Raw genomic sequence first — 24588 nt, forward strand, 5'->3', positions numbered from 1 at the left:
CGCCTGGAGGAACGAGGTCGACAGCGACCCTATCCGGGACGGGACACAGTCCCGTCCCGTACCGGAGGCCGGTCCACCGGTCGTACCGGTCCGGGCCTCAGGCCCAGCCCGCGTCGTGGGCCAGGATGGCGGCCTGCACCCGGTTGGACATGTCCAGCTTGGCCAGGATGCGGCTGACGTGGGCCTTGACCGTGGCCTCGCGCATGCCCAGGTCGCGGCCCGCCTCGGCATTGGACCGGCCCCGGGCCACCGCGAGGAGCACCGACCGCTCGCGCTCGCTGAGCACCGACAGGCGGCGCACCGCCTCGGCTCGGCCCGCCGCGGAGTCGGCGGGGGCGGGCGCGGCGAAGCGTTCGAGCATGCGCTTGGTGACGCTGGGCGCGAGCATCGCGTTGCCCTCGTGGACGGTGCGCACCGCGCCGATGAGGTCGCGGGGCGGGGTGTCCTTGAGCAGGAAGCCGACCGCACCGGCCCGCAGGGCGCTGTGCACGTACTCGTCGAGGTCGAAGGTGGTCAGCAGGACCACGCGGGGCGGCCGGGGCAGAGCGGTCAGGCGGGCGGCGGCGGTGATCCCGTCGGTGCCCGGCATGCGGATGTCGAGCAGCACCACGTCGGGGACGAGTTCCTCGGCCAAGCGCACGGCCTCGGCGCCGTCGCCGCCCTCGCCCACCACCTCGATGTCGGGGGCGGAGTCCAGGATCATCCGCAGGCCGGATCTGACCAGGAGTTCGTCATCGACCAGGAGCGTGCGGATCACCTTCGGAAACCTCTTCCTCCGTACCGGATGGATCGTCGGTTCGCACGATAGCGCGCAGACGCCACCCGCCGTCGGGGCACGCCCCCGCGCTGAGGCTTCCGCCGGAGAGCACGACGCGCTCGCGCAGCCCGGTCAGGCCGAAACCGCTGCGGGGCATGGGCGCGGCCGGGCCCCGCCCGGGCGCGTTGGCCACCTCCACCTCCAGTTGGCGGTCGGCGTAGTGCAGGAGCAGGGTGACGGCGGCGCCGGGCGCGTGCTTGGCGGCGTTGGTCAGCCCCTCCTGGACGATCCGGTAGGCGGTGCGCTGGGCGCTCGTCGGCAGCGGGCGGGCCCGGCCGGTCTCCTCTCGGTCGATCGGCATCCCGGCGGCGCGCCACTCCTCGACCAGGCGGTCCAGGTCGGACAGGACCGGTTGGGGCGCGGTGGGCGCCGCGTCGGTGTCGTCGCGCAGCACCCCGAGGATGCCGCGTAGTTCGGTGAGGGCCTCACGGCCGGTGGTGCGGATGAGTCCGGCGGCCTCGACGGTGCGCGGGTCCTCGGCGGAGACCTCCAGCCCGCCCGCGTGCAGCACCATGAGGCTGACCCGGTGGGCGACCACGTCGTGCATCTCCCGGGCGATGCGAGTGCGCTCGGCGGTGATGGCCTTGTCGGCCATCATGTGCTGTTCGCGTTCGAGGCGCTCGGCGCGCTCGTGGAGGCGGTCGATGAGCTGACGTCGGGTGCCCACCCACAGGCCGAAGACCATCGGTACGACCAGCAGCATGCCGATGAGGAAGACCTGGCCGAGGACGTTGGCGTCGTAGGCTGCGACCATGGCCAGGCTGTACACGGCGAACCAGCCCACCAGCAGGCGCCGGTTGGCGTGGTAGACCGAGTACGAGTACATGGCGATCGCGGCCGGGATGAAATTGGCGAAGCACAGCAGCAGCACGGCCGCGGTCACGAGCATCCACTGCGGGAAGCTCCGCCGCAGGAGCACCGTCGCCCCGGCGAACAGGACCGGGATCGCGTAGAGGATCATCCCGACAGCCAGGGCGCCCCCGAGGTTCCAGGAGGCCAGGACCGTGGGAACGGCGGCGATGAGCCCGCCGAACATGCCGTGCTGCATGCTGCCCGCCAACTGGAAGAACCCGCTGAACGGCAGGGGCAGCACGGCGTAGAGCCAGTCGGCGATGGTCAGGCGGCGGGCCCACCACCACTCCCGGTTCTTGTTCAACAGGGCGTTGGCGGCCCTGCCCCGATCGCTCAACCAGCTCCTCATGCTGGGGAGTCTACGGCGGCGCCCCCGGTCGGCCCGTGCGCGCGCCGCGTCCGGCTCCGCCCGGTCCGATCGTCGCTCGGCGCGCGAAAGCCCAGGCTGGCAAGGGCGCGTGGCGGACCCGCAACTCAGGGTGACCCGCCGGACCCCGACGAAAGTCGGTGCCTCGGCCAGACGAAGGAGTCGCGAACCCGCCCGCGACCGTTCCTTTGGCCGAGTCGCGAATCGGCCCAGCGGGGGACGCCCCGGCCGGTCGCGCGGACCTAGCGTGGTGGAAGCCGCGACGGAGAGTCCGTCCGGCCCGCACACCATCCCCGATTCCTGGAGCTGTCTGCCGTGACCGAGTCCACTGTGAAGCCCGACCCGACGGTCACCTCACCGCCGGTGGTGGTCGCCCGGGGCCTCACCAAGACCTACGACACCGGCGACAGCCAGGTCCACGCCCTGGCCGGGGTGGACGTGGAGTTCCACCGGGGCGCGTTCACCGCGATCATGGGCCCCTCGGGTTCGGGCAAGTCCACCCTGATGCACTGCCTGGCCGGGCTGGACGTGCCCACCTCGGGCACCGTGCACCTGGGCCGCACCCAGATCACCGGCCTGCGCGACGCCGAGCTGACCCTGCTGCGCCGCGACCGGATCGGGTTCATCTTCCAGTCGTTCAACCTGCTGCCGATGCTGACCGCCGAGCAGAACATCCTGCTGCCGTCGCAGATCGCCAAGCGCGGGGTCGACAAGCAGCGCTTCGACCACATCATCGACGTGGTGGGCCTGCGCGACCGGCTCAACCACCTGCCCGCCAAGCTCTCCGGCGGCCAGCAGCAGCGCGTGGCCGTGGCCCGCGCCCTGCTCAACGCGCCCGAGGTCGTCTACGCCGACGAGCCCACCGGCAACCTGGACTCGCGCTCGGGCACCGAGGTGCTGGAGTTCCTGCGCAACTCCGCCCGCGACCTGAACCAGACCATCGTCATGGTCACCCACGACCCCGTGGCCGCCTCCTACGCCGACCGCGTGGTCTTCCTGCGCGACGGCCGCCTGGTGGACGAGGTCGTCGAGCCCACCGCCGAGCTGGTCTCCGCGCGGCTGCTGAAGCTGGAAGAGGCCTGAGGGACATGCTGCGCACCACACTCGCCGGGCTGCGGCTGCACAAGTCCCGGTACGTCACCACCGTGCTGGCGATCCTGCTGGGGGTCATGTTCGTGTCGGGGACCATGGTCTTCGCCGACACCCTCAACGCCAGCTACGAGAAGTCCGTCATGGGCTCGGCCACCAGCGTGGACACCATCGCTGTGCCCACCGAGCCCGAGTTCGACCCCGAGAGCACCGAACCGCCCGAGGAGCCGGTTCCGTTCACCGACGAGCAACTGGACGCGGTGCGGGCGCTGCCCGAGGTCGCCGAGGCGGGCGGAACCCTGCGGGGCGAGGCCGTGCTCCTGGACGACGAGGGCCGCGCGGTCGGCTTCGTGCCTCCCGCCGCGGTCGGGTTGGGCGAGGTCAGCCGGTTCTCCGCCGACGAGGGCTCGCTTCCCGCGAACGGGGACGAGATCGCCCTGGCCACCTCCACCGCCGAGCAGACCGGATTCGGGGTCGGCGACACGGTGACCGTGCTCGACGCCGAGGGGGACAAGCGCGACTTCACCCTCACCGGGCTGGTCGAGTTCGGCGTGGACCCGGCCTACAGCATGGGGGGCGCCGTCGTCTTCGACCCGGACACGACCCGGGAGATGACCGGGGTGACGGGCTACTCCGAGATCGACGTGCTCGCCGCCGAGGGTTACACCCCGCAGGAGGCGGCCGACGCCGTCACCGCCGAACTGGGCGCGGCGGCCGATGTGTGGACCGGTGAGCAGTTCGGTCTGGAGATGGCCGAGAGCGTGGGCGGCCAGGCGGAGATGTTGCGCATCGCGCTGCTGCTGTTCGCCTTCATCGCGATGTTCGTCGCCGGGATCGTCATCTACAACACCTTCGCCATCCTCATCGCCCAGCGCCAGCGCGAACTGGCCCTGCTGCGGTGCGTGGGCGCCAAGCGCGGCCAGGTCTTCCGGTCGGTGCTGATCGAGTCGGTGGTCGTGGGCCTGGTCTCCTCCGCCCTGGGCGTGCTGGCCGGTGTGGGCATCGGCATGGCCGGTGCGACCTACGGCGGCCCGCTGCTGGGCTCCGGGGAGGCGGTGCCCGTGGTGATCACTCCGGCGGCGGTCCTGGTCGGACTGGCCGTGGGAACCGTGGTGACCGTGTTCTCCGCACTGGTCCCGGCCACGCGCGCCACCCGGGTGGCGCCGCTGGCGGCCCTGCGCACCAGCGCCACCGCCGCCGGGCTGGAGAAGGGCACCGGCTGGATCCGCGTCGTCTTCGGCCTGGTGACCTTCGCGATCGCGGCCGCCCTGGTGGGCCTGACCCAGATGACGGGACCGGGCACGATGGGCCCGGTCATCGTCACCGCCGCCGCCCTCATCGCGTTCGTGGGCGTGGTCGTGCTCGGGCCGCTGCTGGTGCGCGGCATCGTGCGCGTGGTCGGCGTGCCCCTGCGGAAGGTGGGCGTGCCGAGCATGCTGGCGGTGGACAACTCCACCCGCAGCCCGCGCCGCGCGGCCACCGCGATGATCGCCCTGACCGTGGGCGCGACCCTGATCACCGGGTACTCGGTGATCAGCGCCTCCGTCGAGACGACCATGACCCGGATGCTGGAGGAGCAGTTCCCGGTGGACTACCAGGTCTCCCCGCAGTTCTCCATGGAGGGGACGGGGACCGCCGCCGAGACGACCGAGGACTCGGAGGGAACCGAGAACCCGGAGGGCTCGGAGCAGACCGGGGACGCCGAGCAGGCCCCCGCCGGCGGCGAGGAGGCCGCGGCCCAGGACGCGCCCGCCGAGGGCACGGCCGCTGAGGGCCCCGCCGACGGCGCCGAGGGCCCCGCCGAACCCGCGGAGCCGAGCGAGGGCGCGGGCGCCGGTGAGGACTCCGGCGCGCAGGCCGCCACCGAGGCCGGGGCGGCCCAGGAGCCGCGGTTCCCCACCATCCCGAACGAGGTCCGGGTGGCGCTGGAGGGCCAGTCCGCCCTGGGCAAGGTCATCGGCCAGCGCAGCGTCTACGTCGACACGGACGGCGGCCAGTCGGTCCCCGTCTACACCTACCCGGGCGCCGAGGTCGGCGTCGACCTCACCAGCGACACCGTCGAGGGCGACGTGACCGACATCGGTCCGGGCCGGGCCGCGGTGACGGAGGGTTACGCCGAGGGCGCCGGGGTGGGCGACACCTTCACCCTCCCTGCCGAGGACGGCCAGGAGCTGTCCGTGGAGATCGTCGCGGTCGTGGAGGACATGCAGTCCCTGACGGGCGTGACCCTGCACCCGGAGGACTTCGCCGCGGCCTTCCCGTCGGTGGACGAGGACGAGATGCTGCTCATCCGCGCCGCCGAGGGAGCCGACGCCGCCGAGGTGCGCGACGCGGTCTACACCGCGGTGGAGGACCACCCGACCATGCAGGTCGCGTCGGCCGCCGAGATGAAGAACCAGTTCTCCGAGGTTTTGGACATCGCCTTCTACACCATCGCGGCGATGCTGGGCCTGGCGATCATCATCGCGGTGTTCGGCATCTCCAACACCATGGCGCTGTCGGTGCTGGAGCGCACCCGCGAGTCCGCGCTGCTGCGGGCGCTGGGGCTGGCCCGGGGCCAGCTGCGCCGGATGCTGAGCGTGGAGGCCGTGCTGCTGTGCCTGATCGGCGCCGGTATCGGCATCGTGCTGGGCGTGGTGTTCGGCTGGGCGGCCGGGGCCTCGGTCATGCCGGACATGGTCTTCACCGTGCCCTTCGGCCAGATCGGGGTGTTCATCGCGGTGGCGGTCCTGGCGGGACTGCTGGCCTCGGTGCTGCCCGCCCGCCGGGCGGCGGCCACCTCCATCACGGGGGCGCTGGCCAGCGAGTAGGCCGCCGCGGCCCCGCGGGCGCACGCGCGGCCGCAGCGGGAAACGCGCGGGCCCCCTTCCGTCTCCGGGCGGAAGGGGGCCCGCGCTCTCGGCGTTCTCACCCTCGCCGAGCAGGGGTTACTCCGCCGGAGGCCGCACCCCACGGAACGACCGTGGACGCTGTGTCCCGGGCACCGCGCCCCAGACGGTACGCCTCAGACGGCGCGGGCCTCAGGTGTCCGGTGCGCCGGTGTCCCTGGGGTCCTCGGCGTCCGGAACGTAGCCCGCCGTGTCGGTGCTCCGGTCGCGCTCGTCGTCCCGGTCGCCGTGGGGCGTGTCCGCCGGATGCTCGTAGGGCCTGTCGGGGTGCTCACTGCGCACGGCCGCGCCCTCGTCGACGTCGGGCGTGACGTCGTCGGACTCCTCGTGCATGGCCTCCTGCTCGGCGCTGCGGGTCTCCCCTCCCCAGCTCTCGCGCGGGTAGAGGTCGCTGCGCTCGGAGCGCACCGCCTCGTCGATCCCCCGCGGCTCGGCCGAACTGTCGGTCCCCGGCATGTCGGGGTCCTCGAAGTCGTACTCCTGGATGTCGTAGTCGGCCTCGATCCGACGCTCCCGGGCGACGGCCTTGCTCAGCTCGGGGTCGTCCCCCATGTCGGTGTCCACGTCATAGGGCTCTTCAGTCATCTTCGCCCCCTTTCCCTCGTTAGTCCCGTGCCCCAAACCGGCGCACCTATGTCACCGGCCGGAGCACGGGAGGGTGGGAGGGCGGACCGGGGCGGCCCCGCCGAACGCCCCGCTACCGGCGGCGGGCGCGCTCGGCGCGGCGCAGCAGCAGCGGGCGCAGGGCGGCCTCCAGCGCGACGGAGCCGTCGAGCTTGCTCTGGCCCACGACGCGGTCCTCGAAGTGGATGGGGATCTCCACCATCTTCTGTCCGCGCCGGTAGGCCCGGTAGTGCATCTCCACCTGGAAGGCGTAGCCGGTGCTCTCGATGCCGGGCAGGTCCAGGACGCGCAGGGCCGAGGCCCGCCAGATCTTGAAGCCCGCGGTGACGTCGCGGATGGGGATGGACAGCACGGTCTTGACGTAGGCGTTGGCCCAGCCGCTCAGCAGGCGGCGGCTGAGGTTCCACCGCTCGGACAGGCTGCCGCCGGGGACGTAGCGGCTGCCGATCACCACGCCAGCGTTGGTGGCGTGCAGGGTGCCGAGGAGCTGGGGCACGTAGCCCACGGGGTGGCTGAGGTCGGCGTCCATCTGCACGACGTGGTCGGCGCCCTCCTCCAGGGCTCGGGTCATGCCCGCGACGTAGGCGCGGCCCAGGCCGTCCTTGGCGGTGCGGTGGACGACGCCGACGCGTCCGGCGAACTCGACCGCGAGCTTGTCGGCGATCTCACCGGTGCCGTCGGGGGAGCCGTCGTCCACGACCACCACCCGCAGCCGCGGCAGGTCCAGGGCCATGAGCTGGCCCACCAGCACGGGGAGGTTGTCGGCCTCGTTGTAGGTGGGCACGACCACCGTCACCCGGGAGTCGGCCCACGGCGCCGGGAGCGCCACGGGTTCGGGGGTGACGCGCACGGGCGGGGAGGACGGCTGCGGGGGAGGCGGCTGGGAGGACATGCGCGGCGGCTCCTGCGGATCGGACGGGCGGTGCGGGACGGGCGGAGCGTACGCGGGATACGCGTGTGAACGGTAGGGTACGCGGTCCTTTCCTCCGTTCGCAGAGGAGAAGTCCGCTTTTCCTCCCCCTTACTGCCCCCGCTCCTGGGCGACCACCGCGACGTGGACGAGGGCGCCCGTCTCCTCCAGGGTCATCAGCACCTCGGGGTCGGCGCTGCTGTCGGTGACCAGGTGGGCGATCTCCTCGGGGGCGACGGTGGGCACCATGGTGTCGGCGCCGATCTTGGTGTGGTCGGCCAGGACGATGGTCTCCTCGGCGCAGGCGGCCAGGGCGCGGTCCACGCTGGCCACGGCTGGGTTGGGGGTGCTCAGGCCGCGGTCGGCGCTGACCCCGTTGCCGGAGAGGAAGGCGCGGTTGACCCGCAGCCCGGCCAGGCTCTCCTCCGCAGCGGCCCCGACCAGGGCCCGGATGGGGCCGTGCAGGGTGCCCCCGGTCACGACCACCTCCACCGCGGCGGCCCCGGCCAGGACGTCGGCGACGCGCAGGGAGTTGGTGACCACGGTCAGGTCGGTGCGGGTCAGGAGCGCGCGGGCGAAGGCCTCGGCGGTGCTGCCGGGGCCGATGGTGACGGCGTCGCCGGGGCGCACCAGGCGGGCGGCCGCGGTGGCGATGGCGGCCTTCTCGGCGGCGCACTGGCCGCTCTTGCCGGAGTAGCTCTGCTCGTGGCCGATCCTGCCGGGCAGGGCGACCCCGCCCCGGCGGCGGTCGACCAGCCCCTCGGTCTCCAGCGCGCGCACGTCGCGGCGGATGGTGACTTCCGAGGCGCGGACCCTGACGGCGATGTCGCGCAGGGACATGGTGCCGTTGGCGCGCACGAGTTCGAGAATGCGCTCGCGGCGCTCGGCGGCGAACGCCGGACGGTTCTCCTCGGCCATGGACCCACTTCCGTGCTCTGCTCGGGCACGGGCCACGGTCCCGCGCGACTCCCTAGACTACGGACCCGTCGGCGGTGGGGACGCGCCCGCTCCGGGCGGCGTCCTCGGGGGCCGCCTGCTGCGGGATCCTCCCGGCGGCGGTCTCGGGCTCCCCGGCCTCCGCGGCGGCCTCCTCCCCGGTGGCCTGGCTCCCCTCTCTCAGGAGGGTGACCACGACGATCGCCGTGAGCGCCACCAGACCGACGAGCGCTCCCGCGCCGAGCAGTACCACGACAGACATCTGGGCCTCCCAGGGGACGGGCTGACCTGCCAATAACCGAATTCCCGGTTTGGGTTGACCTCACACCACCGAACGAGGTGGAGATCGGGACACAATGGGGGGCATGAAGCTCGATCCGGCACCCCTGTCCACCGAGGTGTGGTGGGTACGCACCTCAGCCGCCGACGACCGCCTGCTGCGCCTGTTGGACGAGGAGGAACGGTCACGCAACGCCCGCTTCCGGCTCCAGGCCGACCGCGACCGGCACCTGCTGGGCCGGGCGGTGTCCCGACTGCTGCTGGCCGAGCGGGCCGACTGCCCGCCCGAGAAGGTGACCTTCGCTTTGCGCTGCCGTTCCTGTGAGGAGAAGGAGCGCACGGGCGCCAGCCGGGGCGGGGACTCCGGGCAGGGCCCGCACGGCAAGCCCCACCCCTCCGGCCTCGCCGAGGGGTGGGAGGTCTCCGTCAGCCACTCGGGCGAGTGGGTGGTGCTGGCCCTGGCCCGCGAGGTGCCCGTGGGCGTGGACGTGGAACGCGTGTCCCAGGCCCGCGACCTGGAGGGGCTGGCGGGCTACACGCTGGGCGGGCCCGAGCAGCGGGCCTGGGAGCGCCTCTCCCCCGCCGACCGGGTCGGCGCCTTCTTCCGCTACTGGGCCCGCAAGGAGGCGCTGCTGAAGGCGACCGGCCTGGGCCTGTCCGGCGGGATGCGGCGAGTGCTGGTGAGCCCGGTGGACGCCGCCCCGGAACTGCTGTCCTGGGAGGGCGGCGGGGCGCCGGAGGCGGTCGCGCTGGCGGACCTGGAGGTCGGTGCGGCCCCGGACCGGGACGGGGAGGAGTACCGCTCCGCGCTGGCGGCGCTGACCGACCGGCCGCTGGAGCTGGAGCCGCGCACCCACGAGGAGACCGTCCGGCTGCTGCGCTCCCGGCCGGGCGGCTGAGCCCGGGGGCGGCGGGGCTCCCCGCGAGCGCGCCGCCCCCGGACCCCTCAGGCGCCCTCGCGGGCCAGGTGGCGGCTGATGACCATGCGCTGCACCTGGTTGGTGCCCTCCACGATCTGGAGCACCTTGGCCTCGCGCATGTAGCGCTCGACGGGGAAGTCGCGGGTGTAGCCGTAGCCGCCGAAGACCTGCACGGCGTCGGTGGTGACCCTCATGGCGGTGTCGGTGGCCAGGAGCTTGGCCATCGCGGCCTGCTTGCCGAAGGGGAGCCCGGCGTCGCGCAGGCGGGCGGCCGACAGGTAGAGCTCGCGGGAGGCGGCGACCTGGGTGGCCATGTCGGCGAGCATGAAGCCCACGCCCTGGAAGTCGCCGATGGCGGTGCCGAACTGGCGGCGTTCGCGGGAGTAGTCCACGGCGGCGTCGAGGGCGGCCTGGGCGAGTCCGACCGCGCAGGCGGCGATGCCCAGGCGCCCGGAGTCCAGGGCGGACAGGGCGATGCCGAAGCCCTTGTCCCGCTCGCCCACCAGGGCGTCGGCCCCGAGGCGGACGTCGTCGAGCAGGACCCCGGCGGTGGTCGAGGAGTTCATGCCCATCTTGCGCTCGGGGGCCGCCGCTCCCAGGCCGGGGGTGCCCGCGGGGACGTGGAAGCAGCTGATGCCGCGGGCTCCGGAGTCGGGGGCCCCGGTGCGGGCGAAGAGCGTGTAGTAGTCGGCCTGGCCGCCGTGGGTGATCCAGGCCTTGGCGCCGTTGACGCGGTAGCCCTCCCCGTCGGCCTCGGCCCGGGTGGCCAGGGCGGAGGCGTCCGAGCCCGAGGCGGCCTCGGACAGGCAGTAGGCGCCCAGGAGGTCGCCGCCGAGCATGCCGGGCAGGTGGGCGTCCTTCTGCGCGTCGGAGCCGAAGGCGGCCAGGGGGTAGCAGGACAGGGTGTGGACGCTCACGCCCAGGCCGACCGCGAGCCAGCCCCGGGCCAGCTCCTCCACCACCTGGAGGTAGACCTCGTAGGGCTGGTCCCCGCCGCCGTGGCGGCCGGGGTAGGGCAGGCCGAGCAGTCCGGCGCCGCCGAGCACGCGGAAGACCTCGCGCGGGAACAGGCCGCCCTCCTCGTCCCCGGTGGCTCGCGGGGTCAGCTCCTTGTCCACGATCTCCCGGGTCAGTTCCAGGAGTTGCTCCGCCTCGGGGGTGTGCAGAGTACGTGCGACCGTCATGAACCTCTCCCGCGCCTGTCCGACATGTGGACACCTAGTAGGACGTCCAACTATATGGTGACGCACGGCACCCCCGCTCCACAAGCCGACGGGGCCGGACGCTGCGATCCCTTGGACGGCGCACCGCTCCGGCGGCCGTCGCGTTAGACGGGGCGGCCCGCCGCGCCCGCGGCGACAGCACGTCTGTACACGAGCCCCCTCCTCGTCCTAGATTCCACGCATGGACCTCGAACTCCGCCACCTGCGCACCATCTGCCTCCTGGCCGACACCGGCAGCGTGACCAAGGCGGCCGCCGCGCTCTCCACCTCCCAGCCCGCGCTGACCACCCAGCTCCAGCGGATCGAGCGCGAGGTCGGCGGGCCGCTGTTCCACCGGGGGCGTTCGGGGGTCCGCCCCACCGAGCTGGGCGAGTTCGTGCTGGTGCGCGCCCGCTCGGTCCTGCTGTCCATGGACGACCTGCTGCACGACATCACCGCGCGCGGGGCCTCCCCCACCACCCTGCGCGTGGGCGGGGTCGGGCCGCTGACGCTGGAGCTGTCGGCCCGCATACCCGAGGTCTTCCCGAACGTGCCCGTCCACGTGCGCACGGAGTACTCCCCCAAGCTGGTCACCGACCTGGTGCGCGCGGGCCGCCTGGACCTGGGGACCACGATCGACTACGTGGACCGCGACCTGTCCACCGACGGCCCCCTGTCCTGGGCGATGCTCTCGGTGGAGCCGCTGCACGTGGCGCTGTGGGCCGACCACCCCCAGGCGAAGCGGTCGCTGGTCAGGCTGGGCGACCTCGCCGGGTCTCCGTGGGCGCTGACCCCGCCGGACGGCACCGGCTGGCCCGAGTGCTTCTACCTGGCCTGTCAGCGGGCCGGGTTCACGCCCGAGGTCCCCTACCGGCTCTACGACCGCTCCGAGATCCGCGACCTCGTCGCCGACCGCCGGGCGGTCGCGCCGTGCCAGCCGGACTTCGACACCGGACCGGACGTGGTGGTGCGCCCCCTGGAGGGCGAGCCCATACAGCTGCGGCACCTGCTGGTCTGGCGGCGCGACAGTCCGATCCAGCAGGCCTCCGACACGATCGCGCGGCTGGCCCGCGAGATCCTGGGCGGCCCGTCCCGCACGCCGGGCCCCTCGGCCCCGGGCGCCGCCGGGTCCGCAGACGGCGCCGCGTCCGCTCTCGGCCGGGCTCCGGCCGAGCGGTGCGACGGGCGCGCGCCGGGGGCGCTCAAGGGCTGAGCCGACCGCGTACCACCCCCTCCCACCTGGACACACGTCACATGACGACCGGTCGGTTTGCGAGGTGGAGCGACACGCGTAGAGTGTTTACTCGCAAGTAACGTACTCGTGAGTAGACATACCCCCGCCGTCCGCTCCACAGACACGTACCTCCCCAACGGGCCCCGCCCCGCCCGTTCCGCGAAGGCACGACCGAGTCCAGGACACCATCATGCGACCACTGAGCATCCTCTCCTCGACGCTGGCCGTCACGGTTCTCCTCACCTCCTGCTCCAGCGGCACGGACGGCTCCGACCGGGCCGACACACGCGGGGTGACGGACGACGCCGTCGTCATCGGCACGCACCAGCCGCTCACCGGAGCGGCCTCCCCGGGTTTCCGGCACGTCTCCACCGGCGCCCGCGCCGTGTTCGACTACATCAACGACAACGGCGGCATCCACGGCCGCCGGATCGAGTACCAGGTCCAGGACGACGCGTTCGACCCCGCGCAGACGCTGGAGGCCACCCGCAGCCTCATCGACGACCAGGAGATCTTCGCCATGCTCGGCGGCCTGGGCACCCCCACCCACGAGGCCGTGATCGAGGAGCTCAACGAGGCGGGCGTCCCCGACCTGTTCGTCTCCTCCGGCGCCCTGGCCTGGGACCAGCCCGAGGTCTACCCCTACAGCTACGGCTTCCAGGTGGACTACACCCGGGAGGCCAAGATCCAGGGCCAGTACATCGCCGAGAACTTCCCCGGCGACAGGGTCGGCCTGCTCTACCAGAACGACGACGTGGGCCCCTCCTCGCACGCGGGGATCGAGCAGTACCTCACCGAGGAGATCGTGGCCTGGGAGTCCTACGACCCCGGCGTCCCCGAGCTCGCCGGACAGGTCCAGGAGCTCAAGCGGTCCGGCGCCGAGATCGCCGTCTGCCACTGCATCCCCGCCTTCCTGGCCCTGGCCGTCCTGGAGGCCACCGCGATCGGCTACACCCCGCAGTGGGTGGCGCCCAGCTTCGGCGGCGACGTGGCGGTGGCCACCGGGCTGATCGAGGAGTACGCGCAGGGCACGGCGGCCGAGAACGTGCCGCCCGAGGCCTTCCTGGACGACCTGATCATCACCGCGTTCCTGCCGATGGCCGCCCAGCGCGAGGACCCGTGGACGGAGTTCTTCCTGGAGATCCACGAGAGGTACAACGAGGGCACGCCCTTCACCGACACCACCGTCTACGGCATGGTGCAGGCGGTCCTGTTCGCCCAGGTGCTGATGGAGACCGGCCCCGACCTGACCCGGGAGAGCCTGCTCGCCACCCTCAACTCCCACGAGTGGACGGGGCCCGGCCTGGTGCCGTTCAACGCCACCGAGAACGACCACAGCGGTTACGCCGGGGTGATGGTGGTGCAGCACCACTCCGGTGAGGAGCCCGAGGTCCTCCAGGAGCCCATGGTCACCGACAGCGGCGGCGGGGAGGTCCTGCCCTTCGAACTGGACCGGCCCGCGCCCAACGAGGTGGCCCTCTTCGGTGGATCCGGCGGCTAGACCGGTGGACCGGCGGCGGCGCCGGAGCGGTGCCGCCGCAGGTACGGGTAGGGCGGACGGCCCTGCCCGGGGGCACACGGGCGCGCGACCGCCTCGGGAACGCGCGTGTGCGGCGCGGCCCTCAGGACCGGGCCCGCCCGCGGCGCGAGCGCACCCACCAGACCGCGCCGATCACCGCCGCGAGCGCCACCCCGCCCACGGCCGCCGGCAGGCCCAGGTCCGTGCCGCCGACGCCGACCAGCACCAGCGCCGCCGTACTCGGCACCCCGCCCAGGAGCGTGCCCAGCGCGAAGGGCCACATCCGCACCCGGGTCAGCCCGAAGCCGTAGTTGACCACCTGGTAGGGGATGACCGGGATCAGGCGCAGTTGGAGCACCGCCAGGAGGGCGCGCCCGCCCGCCAGGGTCTCCAGCCGGGTGCGGGCCCCCTCGGGCAGCCGCCGGGCCACCGCGTCGCCCGCCACGTGGCGGGCGACCCAGAACTGGGCCAGGGCGGCGCACACCCCGCCCGCCACGGCCAGGACCAGGCCCAGGTACATTCCGAAGAGCAGTCCGGCGGCGGCGTTGAGGGCGGGCCGGGGCAGGAAGGCGAACACCCCCAGCAGGTACACGCTCAGGTAGGCCAGCGGAGCGGCCGCTCCGGCCTCCTCCACCCAGGTCTGGAGGGCGTCCAGGTCGGGGCCCCACAGCAGCGCCGACACCAGCAGCGCCACCCAGAGCAGCAGCAGGGCGAGCCGCGACACGTCCGCGGCGCGCGGGCCGCGCGTGTCCTCACCCATGGCCACAGCGTACGCCCGGCGCCGGACTCCCGCGGAACCGCGCATACGCGCCGTCCGCTGCGAACGGGGCCGGTTCGCGCTACTCCGGCCGGTCGGGGTGTTCGGGTTCCTCGGGAGCCTCGGGGAGGCGGAGGACGAACGCCGCCCCGCCGAGCAGTTCGCTGTGCGCGGCCAGCAGGCCGCCGCCGTGGGCCCGCGCGATCTCGCGGGAGATGGCCAGCCCCAGACCGCTGCCGCCGGGATCGCGCTCCCGCGACTCGCTCAACCGCGCGAAGCGCTCGAAGATCCGCTCCCGCTCCCCGGGCGGAATCCCCGACCCGTCGTCGTGCACCTCCACCACGGCGAAGCCGCCCTCCCGCCGGACGATGACGTCGACGCGGGACGTCGCGTGCCGGTCGGCGTTGGCGATCAGGTTCGTCAGGACCCGCACGAGGCGCAGGCGGTTGGCCTCGACGTGGACCGGACCGGAGGAGTGCAGCCGCAGTTCGGGGATACGGCGTTCGGAAGCGAACTCCTCCACGACCAGGGCGGACAGGTCCAACCTCTCCCGGACGGGTGCGGTACCGGCGTCCAGGCGGGCGAGTTCGAGCAGGTCGGCGACGATGTTCTCCAACCGCTCGGTGTCCGAGAGCAGGCCGGTGAGCAGCCGCTCGCGCGCGCGGGTGTCGGGTTCGGGGTCGGAGAGCTCCACCTCCAGCTTGGTCCGCATCCCGGCGATGGGGTTGCGCAGCTCGTGGGAGGCGTCGGAGACGAACCGCCGCTGCCGGGCCATCCCCTCCTCCATCCGTTCCAGGCTGTGGTTGGCGGTGCGGGCCAGGAGGGCGATCTCGTCGTCGCTGTCGGGCACCGGGAGCCTGCGGTGTAGGTCGCTGACGGAGAGGGTGTCGAGCTGGGCCCTGATCTCCTCCACCGGACGCAGCGCCCGGCCGACCCCGTGCCAGATGACGAACCCGGTGGTGGCGAGCAGGACGCAGGACATCACCACCAGCGCGTCCTCCAGCACGTGGGTGGCCACGATCTGGGGCGTGCCCACGGCCGCCAGGACGACGACGTCGCCGTAGGCCGTGTCGTCGACGGCGTAGCCCGACACCAGCAGGCAGGTCCGGGGGTCGACGCCCGCGACCGGCCCGCAGACCGTGGTGTCCACCCGCGGGTCGGAGGCGGTGGGGCGCTCGGAGGTCAGCTGCGGCTGGCCCTCCATGGCGTCGCTGGAGGCGAGCACCGCACCGGAGTCGCGCGCGACGACCTGGATGCGCAGGACGGACTCCCCGTCGGGGATCAGCTCCGGGTAGCGCTGGACCGCGATGTGGTCCGCGACGTCGCGGGCCTCCTCCGCCGCCAGGTCACGGACCTGTTCGACGATCGCCTCGCGGACGAGGAAGATGGTCAGGGCCAGGCCCAGTCCGGTGACCACGGCCAGTGCCGCGACCGCGCCGAACGTGACCCGGGCCCGAATCGACCGGGGACGTATCCGCTCCCACACCCTCATGGGCCCGTCATCCCAACCTGGCACCGACCCATTGTCACCCAGGGGGCCGGACATCCGTCGAAGCGACGGCGGTGTGGCGGCGGTCGGCGAACGGACCGGCGGTTACTGCTCGTAGGGGGAGGGCGGGTCGCTGACCTCCTCCATCTCCAGGACCTCGAACTCGTGCTGGCTGACGTCGGCGATGTCGCCCTCGGGTTCGACCCAGGTGCCGCGCACCGTCCACCAGGTGTCGGTCTCCGGCGCGGGCTCGTTGGAGATGTGCACCTTGTTGACGATGGCGTCGGCGGCGCAGCAGGACATCTGGAGGCGGGCCAGGAACCAGCCCTCCCCCTCGGGGTCGGGCACCGCGAAGCCGGTCAGCTCGACCTCGCGCCCCGCCAGCTGGCGCTCCTCGTCCACCCAGGCGCGCATCACGAACTGGCGGATGTCCATCGCGACGACCTCGCCCGGCCCGGCCTCGGCCAGGCCGTCGTCGAAGCGGCCGGGGCGCGCCTGCTCGGGCGGCGGGGCGGAGGAGGCGGCGGTGGATTCCACGGTGTAGGCGCCCAGCGCGGGCGGTGCGACGACGAAGACCGCGACCACCGGCAGCAGGAGCAGCCAGGCCACTCTGGGCGCGCGGGAGTGGTCGTGGCCGTGGTCGTCGGCGGAGTGGTCGGAGTGCTCCTCGGGGGCGGTCGCGGCGGCTCTCTCCCCGCGCAGTTCGGCCACGATGATGAGCACGCCGAGCACGGCCATGACCACGCCCGCGGCGATGAGGAAGGGGCCGAAGCCCGCCTTGACCCAGTTGAGGTAGAGGTCGGTGGCCACCGTGCTGGTCAGCGCGGCGGCGCCGAGCAGGACGAGGGTGAGCCCCTGGGCGATGCGGTTCACAGGACGAGGCCTCCGATCAGGAAGGTGCTGAGCAGCCCGACCAGCAGGCACATCGGTGCGAAGCGCACGACGAAGCGCCAGCCGAACACGCCCGCCTGCATGGCGATGAGCTTGAGGTCGACCATCGGGCCGATCACCATGAACGCGAGCTTGGCGGTGGGCGAGAACTCGGTGAGGCTGACCGCGACGAACGCGTCGGCCTCGGAGCAGATGGACAGCAGGATGGCGAGCAGGGCGAGCACGAGCACCGAGACGACCGGGAGTCCGGCCACCGTGACCAGCCACTCGCGCGGAACCAGGACGTTGAGGGAGGCCGCGGCCAGGCCGCCGACCACGAGGTAGCCGCCCGCGTGCATCATGTCGTGCAGCATGGACTCGCGGAAGACGGTCCACCGGGACTCGCCGGGGGCGTGGGTGCGCGAGGGCAGGCGCAGCCAGTCGGTGCGGCCGAAGCGCACCCAGATCCACCCGATGACCACGGCGGCCAGCAGCGAGGCGACGAAGCGGGCCAGCACCATCTCTGGCTGCCCGGCGAAGGCCACCGCGGTAGCGATCATGACGATCGGGTTGATGGCGGGCGCGGCCAGCAGGAAGGTCAGCGCGGCGGCGGGCGCGACCCCGCCCTTGATCAGGCTTCCGGCGATGGGGACCGAGGCGCACTCGCACCCGGGCAGCAGGGCGCCGGAGGCCCCGGCCACCGGCACCGCCCGCGCGGGGTTGGAGGGGATGAGGCGCTGGTAGACCGAGGTCGGGACGAACGCGGTGAGCGCCGCCGACAGCGCGACGCCGAAGACCAGGAAGGGCAGCGCCTGGAAGCTGATCGCGGTGAAGATGGTGGCCCAGGCCAGGAAGGCGTCGCTGGTCAGCCGGTCGGTGACCCAGGCGTGCCCCATCGCCATGGCGGTGATGAACAGGGCGAACAGCCAGACCGTCCCGGTCCTGCGCTGGCCGCCCCTGCGCCCCCAGTCCTCGGGGGGCAGTTCGTCGCCGCGGTCGCTCCACCCTCCGGCGAGGGTGTCGCCGAGCGAGGCGGAGGCATTGGGCGGGGCGGAGCCGGGCGCGGCGGGGTCGGGTGCGGCGGCGGGCGTCGTCCGGTCGGACACGGTGGTACTCCGCGGTGGTCGGGTGGGAACTCCACGCATCGTACCGAAAATCGTTTTCGCCCGTCAGCGTCCCACTCCGGCCTGTGGACAACCGGGCCCCGGGTTCAGCCGAGGTAGCCCATCCCGGCGAGGAAAATGGTCTTCTGTGCTCCCCACACACCCACGTACCACACCAGTCCCGCGGGCACCATCGCGACGAGCGCCCGTGGCCGGTCCCCGGGCCTGCGGGCCACCACCAGGACGAGCGCGACGCCCACCAGCACGTAGAACGCGGACTGGACGAACATGGGCACCGGTGAGCCCGGCAGGGTCAGCTCCGGTGACGTGATCCGAAAGTGCGCCCAGTCCAGCACCGGGAGCAGCGCGTCGGCGAGGAAGACCCCGCCCAGCAGGCCCAGCCCCACCAGGCGGCGCGGTCGGCGCTCGTGGCCGATCCACGCCCCGGCGGTGGTGAGCAGCGGACCGGCCGCGCACGCGGCCAGCAGCCACAGCCACGCCGGGAGCAGCCACGCAACGGGGTCGAGGAGGGCACCCGGTCCTTCGGTGAGGGCTGTGGCCACACCGTAGTAGCACACCACGGCGCTGAGCAGGGCGACCGCTCCGCTGACCGGCACCTGCCACGGGGCCAGCCGCGTGCTCGCCCACAGGCCCAGCAGAAGCGCGACGGCGCACCAGCCCGCCGCCGCGTCGACGAACAGGCCGCCGAAGCCCCAGGGCAGCAGGGCCGTCACGAGGAGGGAGAGGCCGCCCAGGGCGGGCCCGGCCAGGGCGGCCAGGAGGAACACCAGGGGGGAGGGGGAACCGGTGGAGGGGGCTGTCTTCACACCCCGGTTATCGCTCGGTACCGGAGCCCCGGTTCCCCTCCTCGGGTCCCTCGTCGCCCTCGGGCGTCGTCCCCGGGTCGTCGCCGTCGGACCGGTCGGCGCCACCGGCCTCGTCCACGGCCGTCGCGCCGTGCGACTCCGCCTCCGCCGGGCCGGGCTCCTCCCCGTCGCGGCCCTGCTCCTCCGCGACCGCGCCCGGGTCCGGGGGCGCGTCGCCCTCATCGCGGGGGACGTCCTCGGGCTGGGGCCCGGAGGCCGGGCCCCAGCACTCCACGTTGCGCAGGCCGGGCATCTTGGCGAGCGTGAACTGGGGGTCCAGGCCGTTGCGCAGCTGGCGGCTGTAGTCGGCCAGCAGCCGGAAGGCGACCCCCGACAACGGCGCCAGGGCCAGCAGGTTCACGGTGGCCATGACGCCCATGGAGATGTCGGCCAGGCTCCACACCAGGGTCAGGGGCGCCACGGAGCCGAGGAAGACCGCCGCCAGGACCGCGTAGCGGAAGTAGGTCATGTGCTGGGGGCTGCTGTCCAGGAACTGGAGGTTGGTCTCCCCGTAGTAGTAGTTGCCCAGCACGGAGGTGAAGGCCAGCAGAAAGAGGATCACCGTGAGCGCGTGGACCGACCACTCGCCAAGGCTGGCCTCCAGCGCGCCCTGCGTGACCTGGATGCCCAGGTCGTCGCCGTACTCGGGGCCGCTGACCAGCACGATGAAGGCCGTCACCGAGCACACCAGCCAGGTGTCGAAGTACACGCCCAGCGTCTGCACGAGCCCCTGCTTGACCGGGTGGGAGACCGAGGCGGTGGCGCCGGCGTTGGGGGCCGATCCCAGGCCCGCCTCGTTGGAGAACATGCCGCGCCGCATGCCCTGGACGATGGCCGTGCCCACACCCCCGGCGACGAACTCGCGCGCGCCGAACGCCGACGCGAAGATGTCGCCGACGACCCGGGGCACCTCCCCTATGTTGAGGGCGACCACCCACAGGCCGATCAGGATGTACAGGACGGCCATGAGCGGGACCAGCGCCTGGGCTGCGTGCGCGATGCGCCGGACCCCGCCGAAGATCACCAGCGCGGTCAGGCCCACGAGCACCAGCCCGATCACGGCCGACAGCAGCAGGCCGGGCGTCCCGCCGAGGGTCCCCACGGAGGTGGACACGGCGGCGGCGATGCTGTTGGCCTGCACCGTGTTGAACACGAGGCTGAAGGTCACGGTGATGATCACCGCGAACAGCACGCCCATCCACCGCCTGCCCAGCCCCCTCTCCATGTAGTAGGCCGGACCGCCCCGGAAACCGGTGCTGGTGCGCACCTTGTACAGCTGGGCCAGGGTGGACTCCACGAACGCCGCGGCGCCCAGCACCGCGGCCATCGCCCACATCCAGAACACCGCGCCCGGGCCGCCCAGGATGATCGCCGTGGACACGCCGACGATGTTGCCCGTCCCCACCCGCGAGGCGGCCGAGATGGAGAAGGCCTGGAAGGAGGAGATCTCCCGTCGGCCGTCGGGGGCCACCCCCGGGGCGCTGCCCAGGACGCGGAACATCTCCGGCAGCAGGCGCAGCTGCACGATCCCCGAGCGCACCGTGAAGTAGACGGCGAGGACGATCAGGAGCGGGATGAGGAAGTAGCTCCAGAAGAAGTCGTTGACGGCGACGACTGCGTTGTTCACGCGCTCCCCTTCAAGCGGTCCGGTCTTCGGCAAGTGTCCACGTCACCGGAGGCGGGAGCCCGTGCGGACACGCGAAGGGGCGGTAAAGGACCGTAACGGGTCAACAACCCGCCACGGGCACATGACCGGGGGGCCGGACCGGCGGCGGAAAAGCGGCCCCCATCCTCCGGACCGGTGGACGAGCTGCACGGACACGTACGACATGGCGGAGTGAGGTTGTTCCGTTACTGATTGCTAATGGCCATATTTACGAAATCCGAGCTTTACGCAGCCTTGTGATCTTTTCTGCTGGCAGCGCGGTGAACATGGCCGGGCTGGAAACAAGGGGGAGTGACGTCCGTGGACGTAGTGCGGGAATCTGCACAGGCCAATCGTGTGGTGCTGTGGGAGGAGTCGGCCCGGGACGGGGCCCAGGCCAAGACCTTGATCCCTCCCGCGGCCAGGGTGCGGTTGGCCAGGGAGACCGGCCGGATCTTCGGCGCGGACGGCCCGCGGCAGGTCGTCTTCGCGGCCGGCTTCCCGGCCGTGTGCGACGAGGAGTTCGAGGCCGTGCGCCGGGTCGCGGCGGAGGCCGAGGGCGCGGTGAGCGTGGCGGCGGTGTGCCGGGGGGCTCGCCAGGACGTGGAGCAGGCGGTCGCCTCGGTGAAGGGCAGCCGACACGCACGGGTGATGGTGGTGGTGCCCGCCTCCGAGGCGATGGCCCAGGTGATGGTCCACCGCACCGCGGAGGAGGCACTCGCGTCCGGAACGGAGCTGGTCGAACACGCCCGCGGCATCGACGACGGGGTCGCGGTGGACGTGTGCCTGGCGGACGCCTCCCGCGCCGACCACGCCCTGATGGCGCGTGCCGCGCAGGAGCTCACGGGCGCCGGGGCGGGGCTGGTCATCCTGGCCGACACGGTGGGAGCGCAACTGCCCCATGACTGCGGGGACATGTTCTCCCGGGTCCGGGCGGGCGTCGGCGACGAGGTGGTCCTCGCCTCGCACCTGCACAACGACCTCGGGCTCGGGCTGGCCAACACCCTGCAGGCGATGGCCGCCGGAGTGCGGGTGGTGTCGAGTTCGTGGCTGGGCATCGCCGAGCGGGCGGGCATGGTCGCCACCGAGCAGCTGCTGTTCCTCCTCGCCCGCCACGGCAGGGAGCTGCTCGGCTCGGACACGGAGCTGTGGTGGAGAGAACCCGACCTGACCAGACTGCCCGAGATCGCGGGGCTGGTGGCCGAGGAGACCGGGGTACCGCTGAGCGTCACCACGCCCATCGTCGGTACCGGCGTGGGAACGGTCTCCACCGGCACCCCCTTCGTCCATCCGCAGCTCTTCCAGCCCTACGACCCCCATCAGCTCCTCGGTATCGAACCGACCGTCGTCCTCACCCACCTGGCCAGCGCGCGCGTGGTGACCGCCGTGGCCTCCCGCCTGGGCAGGACCCTCGACCGCGAACAGACCTCCGCGGCGATGGCATGGGTGAAGTCCCGTGCCTTCCGCACCGGGCGGGCCGTGGTCGACGACCGTGTGTTCGCCGACTACCTCGACGGCCTCGCCCACACCACCGCCGGAAGCGCCTCGTGAGCCCTGACGACGGTACCCGGCCCCGTACGCCGGTGACCCTGGCCGAGGCCGGGCGGGCTCTGGGCCGCGGAACGGCGGTCGTGCTGCCGAACCCCGCGCCCCTCACCCACGTGGTCACCGCCGCCACCGCGCCCGCCGTCAACCGCGCCAAGGGCCGTGCCGTCGAGCAGCCCGTCGCCCTGTGGGCTCACCACCCCGACACCCTGAGCGCCCTCGACGGCGTCTGGGACCTCACCTCCGAGGACCGCGTGCTGGCGCGGCGACTGCTGGCCGAGGAGCACCTCACCGTCCTGCTGCCGCTGCGCCCGCGGGCCGAGCGGCCGGCCTGGCTGGAACCGGCCGCCAAGGACGGGTGGGTCCTGCTCTTCGGCGCCCGCTGGCAACCGCTCCGCCCGCTTCTGGACGACCACCCGGTGCTCTACGTCAGCAGCGCCAACCGCACCGGTAGCCCGCCCGTCGCCACCACCGGTGAGGCCCTGGCCATGTTCCCCGCCGCCGTACCCGTCCTGGAGCGGCCGGGTTCGGGGTGGGCGGACCCCGCAGAGGAGACGGACAGGCGGGCCACCACCACGGTCCGGATCACCAGCGAAGGACGGCTGCGTCTGCACCGGCACGGCGCACAGGACCGGCGCCACCCCTGTGCCGACGCCTACCTGCGCCATCTGCGTGCCCGGTACACGGCCGCGGGGGTCGGGGCGACCGCCGGTTCGGACACGGGGAACGCCGACGCGGAGACGGGGACGCCGCGGACCTAGGTGTACCGACCTGGGAGGTCGCCGTCGCGGCCGCTCGCGAGAGCAGGGCCGCGACCCGCGGGAGGCGGCAGTGTCCGAGAGAAGAGGGTGACCCCGGTAAAAGGGCCCGGGCCCGGCAGGTGCCACCTGCCGGGCCCGGGTCTGTCATCGCACCGGATGCCGCTCCGAGCACGGGAGCGGCGACGGGATCAGTACTGCGGAGCGGAGTCGAAGCGCTCCTCGCGGCGCGGTCCGCGACGGTCGCCGCGGTAGCCGCCGCGGTTGTCGCCGCCGGGACGGTCGCCCCGGTAGCCGCCACCGCCGCCACGGCGGTCACCGCCGCGGTAGCCGCCCTCGCCGCGCGGGGAGAAGTCGCGCCGGTCGCCACCGGGACGGTCGCCCCGGTAGCCGCCGCGGCCCTCGTCCCCGCGGCGCTCGCCGCCGCGGTAACCGCCCTCGCCGCGCGGGGAGAAGTCGCGCCGCTCACCGCCGGGACGGTCGCCCCGGTAGCCGCCACCGCCGCCGCGACGGTCACCGCCGCGGTAGCCGCCGCCACCCCGGTAGCCGCCACCGCCACCGCGGGGGCCGCCCCGACGGGGGCCGCCGCGACCGCGGCGCTCGCGCACGGGCTCCGGCGGCTCGATCCACGGCTCCCAGGAGGGCTCCTTGGCTCCGGTCACCTCGCTGAGCAGCTCGTCACCCGGGTTGACCAGGTGCTGCTTGGCCTCGACACCGGCGTCGCTGAGCAGGCGGCGGGCCATGCGGCGCTGGTTGGGCGCCACCAGGGAGACCACCAGGCCGGAGGCACCCGCGCGGGCGGTACGGCCGCCGCGGTGCAGGTAGTCCTTGTGGCCGGTGGGCAGGTCGACGTTGACGACCATGTCGATGCCGTCGACGTGGATGCCGCGGGCGGCGACGTCGGTGGCGACCAGGGCCTGGATGCGGCCCTCACGGAACTTGGCCAGGGTGCGGGTGCGCACGCTCTGGGTCTTGCCGCCGTGCAGGGAGGCGCAGGGGACGCCGGCCTGGGCCAGCTGCTCGCTGATGGTGTCGGCGCGGTACTTGCTGCGCACGAACAGGATCGTGCGGCCCTCGCGCGCGGCGATCTGGGTGACGATCGTGTTCTTGTCGCGGGGCAGCACCTTGAGCAGGTGGTGCTCCATCTTGGTGACCTGCGAGACCGGCGGGTCCACGGAGTGGGTGCGCGGCTCGTTCATGTACTTGCGGACCAGCTTGTCGACGTCGCCGTCGAGCGTGGCCGAGAACAGCAGGGTCTGGCCGTCGGGGCGGACCTGGTCCAGGAGCTCGCTGACCTGCGGCATGAAGCCCATGTCGCACATCTGGTCGGCCTCGTCCAGCACCGAGATCTCCACGTCGCCCAGGTCGCAGGCGCCCTGGTCGATCAGGTCGGACAGACGGCCCGGGGTGGCGACCAGGACCTCGACGCCGCGGCGCAGCTCGTTGATCTGGCGGGTGTAGGAGCTGCCGCCGACGACGTCGCCCACGCGAACGCCCACGACGCGGGCGTAGGTGCGCAGGGCGTCGCGGACCTGGTGGGCCAGCTCGCGGGTGGGCACCAGGATCAGGGCCCGGGGCCGGTTGGCGGCGGCGCGGCGCTCGGCGGCGCGCATCAGGACCGGCAGGCCGAAGGCCAGGGTCTTGCCCGATCCGGTGCGGCCGCAGCCGAGGACGTCGCGGCCCTCGATGGCGTCGGGAATGGTGGCGGCCTGGATCGGGAACGGGGTGGTCACACCGTTCTTGGCCAGTTCCTCGACGATGTCCTGGGGCAGTCCCAGGCTGTCGAAGGCAGGCGTTACGGCAGTGTCCGTCGTCAAGTGACGTGTACCTTCCTCATCGTTTGGCGGCGTTTCGAGGAAGGCTTCACACGGCCATGACCGACCCAGCGAAGAAATCACACAAACGCGCCTGATCACAC

21 protein-coding genes are annotated in these 24588 nt (G+C 73.0%); 7 read left to right on the top strand and 14 right to left on the bottom strand.

Annotation, left to right across the window (positions count from 1 at the left end; all coding sequences use genetic code 11):
- Window positions 1-97 precede the first annotated feature (97 nt).
- Window positions 98-757 carry a response regulator gene (locus ACSTA4_RS18930; protein WP_212643781.1) on the bottom strand — a complete coding sequence of 220 codons (660 nt, stop codon included), beginning with the start codon at window positions 755-757 and terminating at the stop codon, window positions 98-100.
- On the bottom strand, window positions 732-2018 hold the full coding sequence (locus ACSTA4_RS18935; protein ID WP_444960437.1) for a sensor histidine kinase: 1287 nt from the start codon (window positions 2016-2018) through the stop codon (window positions 732-734). The genes ACSTA4_RS18930 and ACSTA4_RS18935 overlap by 26 nt, the downstream gene beginning before the upstream one ends.
- A gap of 333 nt (window positions 2019-2351) precedes the next feature.
- Here ACSTA4_RS18935 and ACSTA4_RS18940 point away from each other — a divergent pair, with 333 nt between their 5' ends.
- Together ACSTA4_RS18940 and ACSTA4_RS18945 are read left to right on the top strand one after the other, a co-directional pair.
- The gene (locus ACSTA4_RS18940) at window positions 2352-3119 is read left to right on the top strand and encodes an ABC transporter ATP-binding protein (protein ID WP_248771083.1); all 768 of its coding nucleotides are present in this window, start codon (window positions 2352-2354) and stop codon (window positions 3117-3119) included.
- Window positions 3120-3124: 5 nt separating this feature from the next.
- Window positions 3125-5935: an ABC transporter permease gene (locus ACSTA4_RS18945; RefSeq protein ID WP_444960438.1), complete on the top strand. Its 2811-nt coding sequence runs from the start codon at window positions 3125-3127 to the stop codon at window positions 5933-5935.
- A gap of 210 nt (window positions 5936-6145) precedes the next feature.
- On the opposite strand, the gene ACSTA4_RS18950 is transcribed toward ACSTA4_RS18945, so the two are convergent.
- From ACSTA4_RS18950 to ACSTA4_RS18965, 4 genes are all read right to left on the bottom strand, one after another.
- Window positions 6146-6598, bottom strand: a complete 453-nt coding sequence (locus tag ACSTA4_RS18950; RefSeq protein WP_444960439.1) for a hypothetical protein — start codon at window positions 6596-6598, stop codon at window positions 6146-6148.
- Window positions 6599-6710: 112 nt separating this feature from the next.
- Complete coding sequence (locus ACSTA4_RS18955) at window positions 6711-7529, bottom strand: polyprenol monophosphomannose synthase (protein ID WP_444960440.1); 819 nt, start codon at window positions 7527-7529, stop codon at window positions 6711-6713.
- A gap of 129 nt (window positions 7530-7658) precedes the next feature.
- Window positions 7659-8465 carry a DeoR/GlpR family DNA-binding transcription regulator gene (locus ACSTA4_RS18960; RefSeq protein ID WP_444960441.1) on the bottom strand — a complete coding sequence of 269 codons (807 nt, stop codon included), beginning with the start codon at window positions 8463-8465 and terminating at the stop codon, window positions 7659-7661.
- A gap of 52 nt (window positions 8466-8517) precedes the next feature.
- Window positions 8518-8745 (bottom strand): hypothetical protein, encoded by a 228-nt coding sequence (locus tag ACSTA4_RS18965; protein WP_444960442.1) that lies wholly within the window; start codon window positions 8743-8745, stop codon window positions 8518-8520.
- Between the two features lie 94 nt (window positions 8746-8839).
- On the opposite strand from ACSTA4_RS18965, the gene ACSTA4_RS18970 reads away from it, so the two are divergent.
- Window positions 8840-9661 (top strand): 4'-phosphopantetheinyl transferase family protein, encoded by an 822-nt coding sequence (locus ACSTA4_RS18970; protein ID WP_444960443.1) that lies wholly within the window; start codon window positions 8840-8842, stop codon window positions 9659-9661.
- A 47-nt stretch (window positions 9662-9708) separates the two neighbouring features.
- Here ACSTA4_RS18970 and ACSTA4_RS18975 read toward each other — a convergent pair whose 3' ends face one another.
- Window positions 9709-10866 carry an acyl-CoA dehydrogenase family protein gene (locus ACSTA4_RS18975; protein WP_444960444.1) on the bottom strand — a complete coding sequence of 386 codons (1158 nt, stop codon included), beginning with the start codon at window positions 10864-10866 and terminating at the stop codon, window positions 9709-9711.
- Window positions 10867-11086: 220 nt separating this feature from the next.
- Here ACSTA4_RS18975 and ACSTA4_RS18980 point away from each other — a divergent pair, with 220 nt between their 5' ends.
- Together ACSTA4_RS18980 and ACSTA4_RS18985 are read left to right on the top strand one after the other, a co-directional pair.
- The gene (locus tag ACSTA4_RS18980; protein ID WP_444960445.1) at window positions 11087-12097 is read left to right on the top strand and encodes a LysR family transcriptional regulator; all 1011 of its coding nucleotides are present in this window, start codon (window positions 11087-11089) and stop codon (window positions 12095-12097) included.
- Window positions 12098-12308: 211 nt separating this feature from the next.
- Window positions 12309-13619 (top strand): ABC transporter substrate-binding protein, encoded by a 1311-nt coding sequence (locus tag ACSTA4_RS18985; protein ID WP_444960446.1) that lies wholly within the window; start codon window positions 12309-12311, stop codon window positions 13617-13619.
- Between the two features lie 121 nt (window positions 13620-13740).
- On the opposite strand, the gene ACSTA4_RS18990 is transcribed toward ACSTA4_RS18985, so the two are convergent.
- The 6 genes from ACSTA4_RS18990 to ACSTA4_RS19015 form a co-directional block, all read right to left on the bottom strand.
- Complete coding sequence (locus ACSTA4_RS18990; protein WP_444960447.1) at window positions 13741-14397, bottom strand: TVP38/TMEM64 family protein; 657 nt, start codon at window positions 14395-14397, stop codon at window positions 13741-13743.
- Between the two features lie 79 nt (window positions 14398-14476).
- Complete coding sequence (locus ACSTA4_RS18995) at window positions 14477-15886, bottom strand: sensor histidine kinase (RefSeq protein ID WP_444964210.1); 1410 nt, start codon at window positions 15884-15886, stop codon at window positions 14477-14479.
- 102 nt (window positions 15887-15988) lie between these two features.
- Window positions 15989-16756: a TIGR03943 family putative permease subunit gene (locus ACSTA4_RS19000; RefSeq protein WP_444960448.1), complete on the bottom strand. Its 768-nt coding sequence runs from the start codon at window positions 16754-16756 to the stop codon at window positions 15989-15991.
- Entirely contained in the window at window positions 16753-17859 is a 1107-nt protein-coding gene (locus ACSTA4_RS19005) for a permease (protein WP_416026559.1), read from the bottom strand. The genes ACSTA4_RS19000 and ACSTA4_RS19005 overlap by 4 nt, the downstream gene beginning before the upstream one ends.
- A 104-nt stretch (window positions 17860-17963) precedes the next feature.
- Complete coding sequence (locus ACSTA4_RS19010; protein ID WP_444960449.1) at window positions 17964-18683, bottom strand: DUF6518 family protein; 720 nt, start codon at window positions 18681-18683, stop codon at window positions 17964-17966.
- 7 nt (window positions 18684-18690) lie between these two features.
- Window positions 18691-20349 (bottom strand): amino acid carrier protein, encoded by a 1659-nt coding sequence (locus ACSTA4_RS19015; protein ID WP_444960450.1) that lies wholly within the window; start codon window positions 20347-20349, stop codon window positions 18691-18693.
- Between the two features lie 339 nt (window positions 20350-20688).
- On the opposite strand from ACSTA4_RS19015, the gene ACSTA4_RS19020 reads away from it, so the two are divergent.
- Both ACSTA4_RS19020 and ACSTA4_RS19025 read left to right on the top strand, forming a co-directional pair.
- Entirely contained in the window at window positions 20689-21918 is a 1230-nt protein-coding gene (locus tag ACSTA4_RS19020) for a 2-isopropylmalate synthase (RefSeq protein WP_444960451.1), read from the top strand.
- Entirely contained in the window at window positions 21915-22673 is a 759-nt protein-coding gene (locus ACSTA4_RS19025; protein WP_444960452.1) for a hypothetical protein, read from the top strand. Before ACSTA4_RS19020 ends, ACSTA4_RS19025 begins: the two co-directional genes overlap by 4 nt.
- A gap of 188 nt (window positions 22674-22861) precedes the next feature.
- On the opposite strand, the gene ACSTA4_RS19030 is transcribed toward ACSTA4_RS19025, so the two are convergent.
- Window positions 22862-24487 carry a DEAD/DEAH box helicase gene (locus tag ACSTA4_RS19030; RefSeq protein WP_444960453.1) on the bottom strand — a complete coding sequence of 542 codons (1626 nt, stop codon included), beginning with the start codon at window positions 24485-24487 and terminating at the stop codon, window positions 22862-22864.
- Window positions 24488-24588 lie beyond the last annotated feature (101 nt).

The sequence above is a fragment of the Nocardiopsis sp. M1B1 genome (assembly GCF_052466615.1).